This window comes from Pararhodobacter zhoushanensis (assembly GCF_025949695.1).
GTDB classification, from domain to species: Bacteria; Pseudomonadota; Alphaproteobacteria; order Rhodobacterales; family Rhodobacteraceae; genus Pararhodobacter; species Pararhodobacter zhoushanensis_A.
In genome coordinates this window covers 4,175,262-4,187,432 of record NZ_JAPDFL010000001.1, presented here as the reverse complement: position 1 = coordinate 4,187,432, position 12,171 = coordinate 4,175,262, and the positions used below count along the sequence as shown (strand labels likewise).

General features: G+C 66.3%; 13 protein-coding genes. 8 read left to right on the top strand and 5 right to left on the bottom strand.

All coding sequences use genetic code 11. The annotated features are described in order from the left end of the window. Nucleotides 1–3: 3 nt before the first annotated feature. Nucleotides 4–1,617 (top strand): bifunctional metallophosphatase/5'-nucleotidase, encoded by a 1,614-nt coding sequence (locus OKW52_RS20885; protein WP_264507418.1) that lies wholly within the window; start codon nt 4–6, stop codon nt 1,615–1,617. 120 nt (nt 1,618–1,737) lie between these two features. Here the strand turns inward: OKW52_RS20885 and OKW52_RS20880 are convergent, their stop codons facing one another. Then, the gene (locus OKW52_RS20880) at nt 1,738–2,205 is read right to left on the bottom strand and encodes a hypothetical protein (RefSeq protein WP_264507417.1); all 468 of its coding nucleotides are present in this window, start codon (nt 2,203–2,205) and stop codon (nt 1,738–1,740) included. Between the two features lie 128 nt (nt 2,206–2,333). On the opposite strand from OKW52_RS20880, the gene OKW52_RS20875 reads away from it, so the two are divergent. Next, nucleotides 2,334–2,750, top strand: a complete 417-nt coding sequence (locus OKW52_RS20875; RefSeq protein ID WP_264507416.1) for a SufE family protein — start codon at nt 2,334–2,336, stop codon at nt 2,748–2,750. A 2-nt stretch (nt 2,751–2,752) separates the two neighbouring features. Next, entirely contained in the window at nt 2,753–3,571 is an 819-nt protein-coding gene (locus tag OKW52_RS20870; RefSeq protein ID WP_264507415.1) for a sulfite exporter TauE/SafE family protein, read from the top strand. A 3-nt stretch (nt 3,572–3,574) separates the two neighbouring features. On the opposite strand, the gene xseA is transcribed toward OKW52_RS20870, so the two are convergent. Next, nucleotides 3,575–5,080: an exodeoxyribonuclease VII large subunit gene (gene xseA / locus OKW52_RS20865; RefSeq protein ID WP_264507414.1), complete on the bottom strand. Its 1,506-nt coding sequence runs from the start codon at nt 5,078–5,080 to the stop codon at nt 3,575–3,577. A gap of 43 nt (nt 5,081–5,123) precedes the next feature. Next, nucleotides 5,124–5,336, bottom strand: a complete 213-nt coding sequence (locus OKW52_RS20860; protein WP_264507413.1) for a hypothetical protein — start codon at nt 5,334–5,336, stop codon at nt 5,124–5,126. Nucleotides 5,337–5,532: 196 nt separating this feature from the next. On the opposite strand from OKW52_RS20860, the gene purD reads away from it, so the two are divergent. Together purD and recO are read left to right on the top strand one after the other, a co-directional pair. Continuing rightward, nucleotides 5,533–6,795: a phosphoribosylamine--glycine ligase gene (purD, locus tag OKW52_RS20855; RefSeq protein ID WP_264507412.1), complete on the top strand. Its 1,263-nt coding sequence runs from the start codon at nt 5,533–5,535 to the stop codon at nt 6,793–6,795. 3 nt (nt 6,796–6,798) lie between these two features. Beyond that, on the top strand, nt 6,799–7,521 hold the full coding sequence (recO, locus tag OKW52_RS20850) for a DNA repair protein RecO (protein WP_264507411.1): 723 nt from the start codon (nt 6,799–6,801) through the stop codon (nt 7,519–7,521). A 254-nt stretch (nt 7,522–7,775) separates the two neighbouring features. Here recO and OKW52_RS20845 read toward each other — a convergent pair whose 3' ends face one another. Continuing rightward, the gene (locus tag OKW52_RS20845) at nt 7,776–9,002 is read right to left on the bottom strand and encodes a urate hydroxylase PuuD (RefSeq protein ID WP_264507410.1); all 1,227 of its coding nucleotides are present in this window, start codon (nt 9,000–9,002) and stop codon (nt 7,776–7,778) included. Between the two features lie 91 nt (nt 9,003–9,093). On the opposite strand from OKW52_RS20845, the gene OKW52_RS20840 reads away from it, so the two are divergent. From OKW52_RS20840 to OKW52_RS20830, 3 genes are read left to right on the top strand one after another with little or no spacing between them, the layout of a single operon-like run. Beyond that, nucleotides 9,094–10,083: a LysR family transcriptional regulator gene (locus tag OKW52_RS20840; protein ID WP_264507409.1), complete on the top strand. Its 990-nt coding sequence runs from the start codon at nt 9,094–9,096 to the stop codon at nt 10,081–10,083. Then, a complete protein-coding gene (locus tag OKW52_RS20835; protein ID WP_264507408.1) occupies nt 10,043–11,014 on the top strand; it encodes a diacylglycerol/lipid kinase family protein in 972 nt (323 codons plus the stop codon). Before OKW52_RS20840 ends, OKW52_RS20835 begins: the two co-directional genes overlap by 41 nt. Further along, the gene (locus tag OKW52_RS20830; protein ID WP_127105364.1) at nt 11,011–11,808 is read left to right on the top strand and encodes a metallophosphoesterase family protein; all 798 of its coding nucleotides are present in this window, start codon (nt 11,011–11,013) and stop codon (nt 11,806–11,808) included. Before OKW52_RS20835 ends, OKW52_RS20830 begins: the two co-directional genes overlap by 4 nt. A gap of 4 nt (nt 11,809–11,812) precedes the next feature. On the opposite strand, the gene uraH is transcribed toward OKW52_RS20830, so the two are convergent. After that, nucleotides 11,813–12,169: a hydroxyisourate hydrolase gene (uraH, locus tag OKW52_RS20825; RefSeq protein ID WP_264507407.1), complete on the bottom strand. Its 357-nt coding sequence runs from the start codon at nt 12,167–12,169 to the stop codon at nt 11,813–11,815. Nucleotides 12,170–12,171 lie beyond the last annotated feature (2 nt).

Here is a 12,171-nt window from a genome sequence, read left to right as displayed (position 1 = left end):
CTAATGTCCTTCAAGACCCAGTTCAGGGCCATCCTCGGTTCGACAGCGCTGGCGGCTGCCAGCGCGTTGCCGGGCTATGCGACCGAGTTGCACATCCTGCATTTCAACGACTTCCACAGCCGGGTTGAGCCGATCAACCGCTTCAACTCGACCTGTTCGGCCGGGGACGAGGCCGAGGGCAAGTGCTTTGGCGGCGCGGCACGGCTGTTCACGCTGATCAACCAGATGCGCGACGCGATCACCGCTGAGGGCAATCCGGTGCTGGTGCTGAGCGCTGGCGACGAATCGCAGGGCTCGCTGTATTTCACCACCTATGGCGGAGCGGTCGAGGCCGAGATGAACCTGCGCATCGGTCTGGATGCGATGGCGGTGGGCAACCACGAGTTCGACAACGGGCCTGAGGGGCTGTTGGTCTTCGCCGATCAGGACCAATACCCGATTGTCGCCGCGAACATCGACGTGTCGCAAAACAACCTGCTGGCCGGGCGCATCGTGCCTTGGGCGATTCTGGAAACCGGCGGCTTGCGCGTCGGCATCGTGGGCGCGCTGACCGAAGACACCCCCGATATCGCGTCGCCCGGGCCGACCATCGCGTTCTCAAGTGCGGTTGAATCCGTAGCACGCTCGGTTGAAGAACTGCACGCCGAGGGCGTGACGACCATCATCGCGCTGACCCACGTGGGCTATGTCGGCGAGCAGCGCATCGCGGCCGAAGTGCCGGGCCTGACCGCCGTTGTCGGTGGCCACAGCCACACCTACCTGTCCGCCAGCGATCCGCGCCGTGAAGGGCCGTATCCGACCTGGGTGGATAATGTCGACGGGTCCATCGTGCCGGTCGTTCAGGCGGGTGCCTATAGCCGCTATCTGGGCCACCTGATTCTGGATCTGGATGACGAAGGCAAGCTGATCTACGCCACCGGCGACACCATCGAGATCAACGCGGAAGTCACCCCCGATCCCGAAATCGCTGCCTGGGTCGCCACGCTGGCCGGTCCGATCGAAGAGACCCGCAGCGAGCTGGTTTCCGAAGCGGTTGAGGCTATCGACGGCGACCGTACGACCTGCCGGGCGATGGAATGCACGATGGGCAATCTGGTGACCGACGCCATGCTGGCCCGTGTCGCAGGCCAAGGCATCACCATTGCCATTCAGAACGGCGGCGGTCTGCGGGCGTCGATTGGCGACGGCACGATCACCATGGGCAACGTGCTGGAGGTTCTGCCGTTCCAGAACACGCTGGCCACGTTCGAGCTGACCGGCGAATACGTTGTTGCGGCGCTGGAAAACGGTGTGAGCCAGATCGAGGAAGGCGCTGGGCGCTTTGCGCAGGTCGGTGGCCTGACCTATGCTTTCGACGCCTCGGCACCGGCGGGCTCGCGGGTCAGCGACGTCATGGTCATGCGTGAAGGCGCGTGGGTGCCGATTGATCCGGCAGCGACCTATGGTCTGGTGACCAATGACTATGTGCGCAATGGCGGCGACGGCTATGCGGTGTTCCGCGATCACGCGACCAACGCCTATGACTTTGGCCCCGATCTGGCCGACGTTCTGGCCGAGTATCTGGCCGAGCATAACCCCTACCAGCCCTATACCGACGGTCGTATCACCGTGAAGTAACGGGAACGCCGGGGGCCGGGCAGGGCGCAAGGCCCCGCCCGGCCCCCGGCAGCAAAACGCGCGCCTGAGGCGCGCTGTGACGGGGGCCTTGCGGGGCCCCCGTTTGCATAACCAGAGAGGTCAGCGCCGGGCGCGGCGGGTGTTCTCGGCGCCAATGACCGTGATGTCGGCGGTGGTATCCAGCTGAGCCTGTGTCAGCGCGTAGACCGCGACAATCGTCCGGGCCCCGGGGTTTTGTCCGGTCACCGGGGTGCGTGGCGGCATGGCGACAAAGCGGAAGCTGAGCACACCGGCGCTGGGGCGACCGTAGTTTTCGGGCACCAGTTCGGCATCCCACCAGCCAGCCGAGGGCATCACCGCCGAGGCGCGCACGATGGCACCGGACGAGGTACGCTCGATCACCATCTCGCTGACCTGCGGCACCAGCGGGCGCGGATCGTCGACAAGGGTGGTCGGGCCCAGATCCGGGCGCTCCTCAACGCTCGACGCGCCGAACCAGTTGCGCGGGTTCATCCGCGAGTCGCTGAAGCCCCCGCACGCAGACAGGGCCAGCGACGACATCAGCAAGGCAGCAAGCGGAGTTTTCATAGGGCTTCCCTCGGTGCAGAACGCGCGCCAGACCTAGCGCAAAGTGGTCCGGTTGAAAAGGGCAAGGGCTGGACCTTTGGCGCGTCTCGGCCTAGGTCTGAACCCGCAACGACAGCAGCGGAGCAGGCATGGCACAGGACGAGTTCAACGAGCTGGCCGAGACCTTCGATTTCCTTGACGACTGGGAAGACCGCTATCGCCACGTCATCGAACTGGGCCGCGAGATGCCCGAGATGGAAGAGGCGTTGAAGGTTCCCGCCAACAAGGTGAACGGTTGCGCCAGTCAGGTCTGGCTGTACCCGAACATCGAAAACGGCCTCTTTGATTTCTACGGCGAAAGCGACGCGATGATCGTGCGCGGGCTGATCGCCGTCTTGCACACGCTTTACGCGGGCCGCCCGCTGGCCGAGGTGCCGGGGCTGGACGCACAAGCCGCCCTGAAGCGGCTGGGGCTGGATGAGCATCTGTCCTCGCAACGCTCGAACGGGCTGCGGGCGATGGTGGAACGCATCCGGCTGGTCGCCACCGAGGCACAGGGGATTTGAGCATGCCCGATCCCGGTCTTCTGGCGCTGATGGTGGCTTTGCTGGCGGCGATTGGCGCGGTGGCCGGGGTGATTGCGGGCTTGCTGGGGGTCGGCGGCGGCATCGTGCTGGTGCCTGCCTTCTTCTACGCCTTCACGGCGCTGGGCTACGGCGGGCCGCATCTGATGCAGGTCTGTCTGGCGACCTCGCTGGCGACGATTGTCGTGACCTCGGTCAAATCGGTGCGCGCGCATCACAAGCGGGGCGCGGTGGACTGGGAGATCCTCAAGCGCTGGGCCCCGTGGATCGCGGGCGGGGCCGTTCTGGGGATGATCGCGGCCTCGGGGCTGCGGTCGGTGATCCTGCAAGGCATCTTCGGCGTTCTGGGCCTGACCGTGGGTCTGTATCTGGCCTTTGGCCGGGCAAGCTGGCGGCTGGGCGACGCAATGCCGGGCGGGGCGAAGCGCGGCATCCTGGGATCGGTCATGGGTTTTCTGTCGGTGCTGATGGGCATCGGTGGCGGCTCGTTCGGCGTGCCGCTGATGACGCTTTACGGCGTGCCGATCCACCGGGCGGTGGCCACGGCGGCGGGGTTCGGGGTGATCATCGCCGCGCCCTCGGTCGCCGGGTTCCTGCTGCTGGGGGTCGAGGGCGCACCGCCTTATACCATCGGGGCCGTGAATATCCCGGCATTTGGGGTGGTGATCGCCATGACGATGATCACCACCAATTGGGGCGTGAAACTGGCCCATGCGATGGACCCCAAGCCGCTGAAGCGCGTCTTTGCGGTGTTCATCATGGTCATGGCGCTGAACATGCTGCGCAAGGCGCTGGGCTATTAACCCTTAGAACAGCGAGCCCTGGCCCGGCCCCGGCTCGGGTGCCTTTTTGCGCGGGCGGGGCGGGGCGGTGACCGGGACGGCTTCCAGCGTGCCATCGCGCAGCTCGACGGTGAACTGCGTTTCCTTGCGGGCCGCCGCCGCCGTGGTGAGCGGGGTGCCGTCACTGTCGCGCAGAACGGCATAACCGCGCGCCAAGGTTTCGGGATAGCCCAGCGAGCGGCGCATCCGGTCCAGCGCTTCAAGCTTTTCACGCCGCCGCGCCAGTTGCTGGATCAGCGCCGCGCCCGCCCGCTCGATCAGCCGGGGGCCGGTCAGCCGCTCGGATTTGCGCACCAACCCCTGCTGCAAGGCCGGTGTCAGCCGCACGCCCGCGCGCACCAGCGCCTCGGCTCGCCGTTCTGCCCGGTCACGCAGCACGCCCGGCCGCAGACCTGCCGCCGCCTTGTTCAACTCCAGCGTCTTGCGCTGCGCCAGCGCGCGCAGCGACCCGGCGAAACGGTCGGCGGCGCGGTCGTAGCGCTGCGTCGGCGTGGCCAGCAGGGCCTCGGGCCGGGGCAGGGCGCGCGACAGATCGCGCAGGCGTTGCGCGCGGGTTTGCGTGCCACCGGTGCCAGCCCGGTGCAGGCGCGCGCCCAAGGTCGCGACATGCGCCAGCAGATCGGCGCGCACCGGCACCGCCAGTTCGGCGGCGGCGGTCGGGGTCGGCGCGCGCAGGTCGGCGGCGTGGTCGATCAACGTCGTGTCGGTCTCATGGCCCACCGCCGAGATAAGCGGGATGTCACTGGCCGCAGCGGCCCTGACCACCGCTTCATCGTTGAATCCCCACAGATCCTCGATCGAGCCGCCACCGCGCGCCACGATCAGCACATCGGGGCGTGGCACCGGTCCGCCCGGCCTGATCGCGTTGAAGCCTTCAATCGCGCGCACCACGTCCCGCGGGCAGCGCTCACCCTGCACGGCGACCGGCCAGACGATCACCCGGCGCGGGAAACGATCCGCCAGCCGGTGCAGAATATCGCGGATCACCGCCCCGGTGGGCGAGGTGATCACGCCAATCACCTGCGGCAGAAACGGGATCGGACGCTTGCGCGAAACGTCAAACAAGCCCTCACCGGCCAGCGCCTTGCGCCGCGCTTCCAGCATCGCCATCAGCGCGCCGGCCCCGGCGGGTTCGACGTTCTCGACCTGCAACTGGTACTTGGATTGCGGACCAAAGGTGGTCATCCGCCCGGTGGCGATGACCTCCATGCCCTCCTCGGGGCGCACGACCATGCGCGCGACCTGACCCTTCCAGCTGACCGCCGAGATCACCGCGCGGTCATCCTTGAGGTCGAAATACATATGCCCGGTGCGCGCGATCATCACGCGGCCCACCTCGCCGCGCACCCGCACGCGACCGAATTCGCCCTCGATCACCCGTTTGACCGCGCCGGAAAGCTCGGAAACGGTGAAGTCATGCGCGTTGCCGGGGCCGTCGGGGCCGGGGAGGTCGTCGTCGATCAGGTCCATGAGGTGGTTCTAGCGTGAGGAGGGGCGAGGGGGAAGGCGTGAGTCAGGCGGTGTCTCTTTTGCCGGGCCGGATCGGCGCGGCAAATTCCAGCAGGATCATGCAGGACGCAGCGCCAAACAGGATCAGGAAACCAAGGCCCACAAGCACCCTGCTTTGGAGAATGACGCCAACACCGCCCGCCAGCAAGGGTGGCGCATCTACCGCCTCGGGCGCGCGGGCAAAGAGATAGGCGTCGCGCAGGAGTTCTTCGGCCACGCGCGGGGCGTTCCGGGGGAAAAGCTTCAGCTTGGCCGAAAGGCTTTTCTGCAAGCTCTGCCCGCCGTTGCCACGGTGCCAAGCCTGCAGCCTATGCCAAAGTTGCGGATCGCTGATCGGCATCTTGCCCTTCGTCTTGAGCCACTCCCGCTTTCAGCCTACAAGCCCCGCGAACGGCAGTAAACGGGCGGGCGGCATGAACATCCTCATCCTCGGCGGCGGCGGGCGCGAACATGCGCTGGCCTGGGCAATCAAGCAAAACCCGAAATGCGACCGGCTGATCGTCGCGCCGGGCAATGCCGGGATCGCCGCAATCGCCGAATGCGCGCGGCTGAACCCCGAGGACGGGGCCGAGGTCGTGACCTTCTGCGAAGAGAATGCGGTGGATTTCGTGGTGATCGGACCCGAGGCGCCGCTGGCCGCCGGCGTCGCCGACGCGCTGCGCGACGCGGGCATCATGTGCTTTGGCCCCTCGGCGGCGGCGGCACAGCTGGAAAGCTCCAAGCGGTTCACCAAAGAGATCTGCGACGCGGCGAACGCGCCGACCGCTGGCTGGGCGCGGTTCTCGGATGTCGAGGCGGCCAAGGCCTATGTCCGTGCGCAAGGCGCGCCGATTGTGGTGAAAGCCGACGGTCTGGCGGCGGGCAAGGGCGTGATCGTCGCCATGACGCTGGACGAGGCGCTGGCGGGTCTGGACGAGATCTTCGGCGGCGCCTTCGGCGCGGCCGGGGCCGAGGTGGTCATCGAGGAGTTCATGAGCGGCGAAGAGGCCAGTTTCTTTGTGCTGGTCGATGGCGAAACCGTGCTGCCCATCGGCACGGCGCAGGACCACAAGCGCGTCGGCGACGGGGATACCGGGCCGAACACCGGCGGCATGGGCGCGTATTCGCCCGCCCCGGTGCTGACGGACGCGATTGCCGAGCAGGCGCTGGAACGCATCGTGCGCCCGACGATGGTGGAAATGGCGCGGCGCGGGACGCCGTATCAGGGCGTGCTCTACGCCGGGCTGATGATCGAAAACGGCGTGGCGCGGCTGGTGGAATACAACGTCCGGTTTGGCGATCCCGAATGTCAGGTGCTGATGCTGCGACTGGGTGCGCAGGCGCTCGACCTGCTGCTGGCCTGCGCCGAAGGCCGGCTGGAAGAGGCACGGGTCAACTGGGCCGACGACCATGCGCTGACGGTGGTGATGGCGGCCAAGGGGTATCCGGGGACCTATGCCAAGGGCACGCCGATCAAGGGGCTCGAGGCGCTGCCCGAAGACAGTTTCAACATGGTTTATCATGCCGGGACCAAGGCCGATGGTGCCGTCATCCTGAGCAACGGCGGGCGCGTGCTGAACGTGACGGCACGGGGGGCAACGCTGGCCGAGGCGCATCAGCGCGCCTATGTGATGGTGGACCGGATCGACTGGCCCGAAGGGTTCTGCCGCCGCGACATCGGCTGGCGGGCGCTGTAAGCGATGGACTGGACGGGCGACGGCATCCTGCTGAGCGCGCGTCCGCATGGCGAGAATACCGCCATCATCGAGGTGCTGACCGCCGAGCACGGGCTGCACCGCGGCGCGGTGCGCGGCGGCACCGGGCGCAAGCTGACGCCGGTGCTGCAACCGGGGAACACGCTGGCGCTGAGTTGGCGGGCGCGGCTGGATGACCATCTGGGCAACTTCACGGTTGAGCCAGTGCGGGCGCGGGCAAGTACCATCATGCTCGACGCCGAACGGCTGGCGGCGCTGAACGCGCTGAGCGCGCTGGCGGTCTTCGCGCTGGCCGACCGTGACCCCCAGCCGCGGCTGTATGCCCTGACCACCGCGCTGCTCGACCGGCTGGCCGAGGGCGACGCGTGGTTCGGCACCTACCTGCTCTGGGAACGCCTGCTGCTGGACGAGACGGGCTACGGTCTCGACCTGAGCGCCTGCGCGGTGAGCGGAGAGATCGACGGGCTGGCCTATGTCTCACCGAAGACCGGGCGGGCGGTGACGGCTGAAGCTGCGGGCGACTGGGCCGACCGGTTGCTCCCGCTGCCGCCTCTGCTGCTCGACGCCGCGGCGCCGGAAAGCCGCGAACAGATGGCGCAGGGGCTTCAGACGACCGGGCATTTCCTGCGCGAGGTGCTGGCCCCGGCGCTGGGAAACAAACCGCTGCCGCAAGCCCGCAACCGCCTGGCGGCGCGCTTCGCCGGGTGAGGTGTTTCGCCCTCGGTCGAGAGCCATGCAGGCTCTGGCCCTTGGGCGACCGGGCAGGGGGGCCTTGCCCCCCTCTTGGCCTGGCGGCCAATTCACCCCCCAGGATATTTAAGGCATAAAGTTGGGCATTAAGGGTTTGTTAACTGCGCCCAACTTTATGCCACAAATATCCACGGGGGGTCCAAAGGGGGCGCGTGCGTCCCCCTTTGGCGACGGGGGCGAGCAGCCCCCCGACGTCGCTGCGCGCTTCCGTCTTAGCCCTGCACGCCAGCGACGCTTTGATACCACTGCCGGATCAGCGCGCGCTCGTCTTCCTCCATCCAGCTGACATTCGCCGGGGGCATAGCGTGGGCGCGCCCGGCTTGCAGATAGACCAGCCGCGCCGCGCGGGCGACCTGGGCTTCGGTATCCAGCATCAACCCGTGCGGAGCCCAGTTGATGCCGGGATAGACTGGATACTCGGAATGGCACATTGAGCAGCGACCGACGACGACATTGTGGACCTCGGAAAACTCCTCGGCCTGCGCGAAGCGGGCGACGGAGGGCGGGAGAGACGCCAGATCTTCCTCGGCGCGCATCGCGGGGGCAATCGAGAGCCACATGATGACGATAAAGATCACCGCCGTCACTGCCCAGGTCCAGGTCGGGTTGCCTTTGCGCGCGTGCTTCGAGTTGAAATAGTGCCGGATCGTCACGCCCATCAGGAACACCAGCGAGGCGATGATCCAAGTGTATTGCGTACCAAAGGCCAGCGGGTAGTGGTTGGACAGCATCAGGAAGATGACCGGCAGCGTCAGGTAGTTGTTATGCGTCGAGCGTTGCTTGGCGATCTTGCCGTATTTGGCGTCGGGTTTGCGCCCCGCCTGCAGGTCGGCCACCACGATCCGCTGATTGGGCATGATCACCATGAACACATTCGCGGTCATGATCGTCGCCGTCCACGCGCCCAGATGGATCATTGCCGCGCGTCCGGTGAACACCGAGGTATAGAAATACGCCATGCCGACCAGCACCACGTAGAGCGCGACCATCACCAGCGTCTGGTTCGAGTTCACGAAGCGGCGGCAGATCTGGTCGTAGACCAGCCAACCAAAGGCCAGCGACACCAGCGAGATCCCGATCGCCTGCCAGGGGGCCAGATCCATGACTGCCGGGTCGATCAGGTAAAATTCGGACCCCAGATAATAGACCATGCACATCAGCGCAAAGCCCGAGATCCAGGTCATGTAGCTTTCCCATTTGAACCAGATCAGGTGGTCCGGCATCGTCGCGGGTGCGACCAGATATTTCTGGATATGGTAGAACCCGCCGCCGTGGACCTGCCATTCCTCGCCATCCGCCGGGCCGGGGATGTTGCGGTTCAGGCCCAGATCCAGCGCGATGAAATAGAACGACGAGCCGATCCACGCCATCGCCGTGATCACGTGCAGCCAGCGCAGGGCGAACTCGGCCCAGGCCCCGATGATGGCGAGTTCGAACATCCCTGACTCCTTTGTTTTGGGCAGGCTATACCGCCGCTGGTCTTTCTGTTAGTCCGTCAAATCTCTGAGGACTTTCAAGCGGGGCCTGAAAATGTCCTATGTCAACATGGTCCGGATGTTCGTGCGTGTCTATGAATTGGGCAGCATGTCGGCCGCTGCCCGGGATCAGCGCACCTCGCCCGCTGTCGCCTCAGGGCGGATTAGCGAGCTGGAAAAACACTTGGGCGTGCGGCTGTTCAACCGCACAACGCGCAAACTGCAACCGACCGAAAACGGCCGCATCTTTTACGAGGGCGCGCTGGGCATCCTGCAAGCCATTCAGGACGCGGAATCCGCCGTCGCCGATGCCACGCAGAACCCGCGCGGCGTGTTGTTCGTCGGTGCGCCTTTGGGCGTGGGTCGGCGGTTCGTCGGACCGTTCGTGCCCGCCTTCAAGGCCGCCTATCCGCAGATTGACCTGCGCCTGCGCCTGTCGGACCGGATCATCGACGTCACCGCCGAGGGGCTGGATGCCGTGCTGCATCTGGGTCGGCTGGAGGACAGCGCGCTCAAGATGCGGGTGATCGCGGAATGCCCGCGCGTGCTCTGCGCCGCGCCTGCGTATATCGAGCGCCGGGGCAATCCGGCGGATGGCGCGACGCTGATCCGCGAGCGGCACGATTGTCTTAATCTGCGCTATCCGGGTGCGAAAGAGTTCCAATGGGCGCTGCAAACGCCGCAGGGCGTGCAGAAATACGACATTTCCGGCCCCTACGAATCAGATGACGGCGACATGCTGACCGACTGGGCCTTGTCGGGTCACGGGATCGTGTTGAAACCGCTGTTCGAGGTCGGCGCTTATCTTCGGTCGGGCGCGCTGGTTCCGGTGGCGCAGGCCACGCCGCCGCTGTCCGTCTCGTTGAGCCTGCTGACCCCGCACCGGCGGCTGCGCGATCCAAAGGTGCGGTTATTCGCGGATTTCATCGTCGGGCGCATTCGCTCGGATATGGCCGCTCAGGTTCAGGGGCTGGTGCTGCCAGACCCCACGCAAGGGAGCGGTGATGACCGCACAGCGAGCGATACGACGAGCGATCCAGAGTAGCGACATCTGCGTTATCGCCAATCCGAAATCGGGGCGAAACAGCCGTGATGCGCAGGCCATCGAGCGGGCCATGGCCGTGCTGGGGGCCGAGGCGCAGCTGCGCCGGTGGACCGATGACTCTGGGCTTCAGGACGAGGTCCGGCGCGCCATCGCTGACGGCTATCGCATCATCGTCGCCGCGGGCGGGGATGGCACGGTTACAGGCGTCGCGCAGGCGTTGCTGGGCGATGACCTGCGGCAGGACGGCGACGAGGCCGGGGTCAGCATGGGCGTGCTGCCGCTGGGCACCTTCAACTATTTCGCCCGTGGGCTGGGCTTGCCCCAAGACCCCGAAGAGGCCGCACGGGCGATCCTGAACGGCAAACGGCACAACATTTCCGTCGGTTCGGTCAACGGTCAGGTGTTTCTCAACAACGCCTCGATCGGCCTGTACCCCGCCGTGCTGCGCGCGCGCGAAGACATTTACCGGCGCTGGGGGCGCTCGCGGCTGATGGCCAACTGGTCGCTGCTGCGCACATTGATCCGCTTCCAGCGGCCCTATAAATTGACGATGCAGGCCGACGATGGCCAGATCCGGCATGTGCGCACGCCGTTGATCTTTGTCGCGCGTTCGGCCTATCAACTGGCATATTTCGGCCTCGAAGGGGCCGATGCCATTCATGATGACCAGTTCGCTGTCTATGTCGCCCGGGGCGGTACGCGAACGCATCTGGTCAATCTGGCGCTCAGGCTGGCGACGGGGACCATGCGGGCCGGGCGCGACATCGACCTGATCGCCGCACGCGAGATGCGGATCGACACCGCGCATCGTCGCCCGCATGTCGCCTATGACGGAGAGAAACGACGCATGTCCGCACCCCTCAGCTTCAAGATCCATGAGCAATCGCTCAGCATCATCGTGCCCGATGATGCCGATCAAGTGGCCGCATGACCCGGATAGTACATCTTTCGGACCTGCATTTCGGTGCGCATGAGCCTGACCTGATCGACCCTCTGCTAGCCGCCGTCGAGGCCGCGCGCGCTGATCTGATCGTCGTGTCCGGCGATCTGGCGCATCGCGGCACGCCCGGCCAGTTCCGGCTGGCCAAGGCGTTTCTGGACCGTGTGCCGGGGCCGCTGCTCTGCGTGCCCGGCAACCATGATCTGCCGCATTGGAACCCGCTGCTGCGCGTTTTTGGCCCTTACCGGCGCTACCACCGCGCGGCCGGGCCCGAGATGGCGCCGGTCTGGCAGAATGCGGATACGCTGGCAGCCGGGATCAACACCGCCGACCGCTGGCAATGGAAGCGCGGCTACGTGTCCGACGCGCAGCGCGCCAAGCTGAGCGAAACCTTCGCAACCGCCGAAGACCGCAGCCGTGTGCTGGTGATGCATCACCCGCTGGAACACGCGGCCCTCAGCGTCGATCCCCTGATGCACGGGGCGAAAGACACGCTGGCCACGCTGACCGAGGCCGGGGTTCAGGTCGTGCTCTCAGGCCATGTGCATGTCAGCTATTCCGGCCCGTTCCGCGACGCCCCCGGCGTGCTGTTTGTGCAGGCCGGGACCGCGCTCAGCACCCGGCGGCGCGGAGAGGCCAATGGGTTCAGCCTGCTCGACCTGAGCGCCGACCACGCGCAGGTGACGATCCACCGCGCGGGGCGCACCGGGTTCGAGCCGGTGGTGGTGGACGACTTCCAGCGCCATGACGGCGCGTGGCAGCGCCTGCCGTCCTGGGCGGCCTGAGCGCTCAGCTGCCGCGATAGGTGGAATACCCGTAGGCCGACAGCAGCAGGGGCACATGGTAGTGGGCCTGCGCGTCGCTCATGCCAAAGCGGATCGGTATCTGGTCCAGAAACAGCGGTGCGTCGCCCGCCTGATCCGTCGCGGTCAGGTAGTCCCCGACAAAGAACACCAGCTCATAGGTGCCGGTCTTGAACGCCTCGTCCGGCAGGATCGGACTGTCCGTGCGCCCGTCCGCATTGGTGACCGTCTCGGCGATCTTGCGGTGCGAATTGCCGCTGACGCGGTAAAGGGCGATCTTGATGCCCTCTGCCGGCACCCCGCGCGCTGTGTCCAAAACATGCGTGGTCAGATATCCGGCCATGA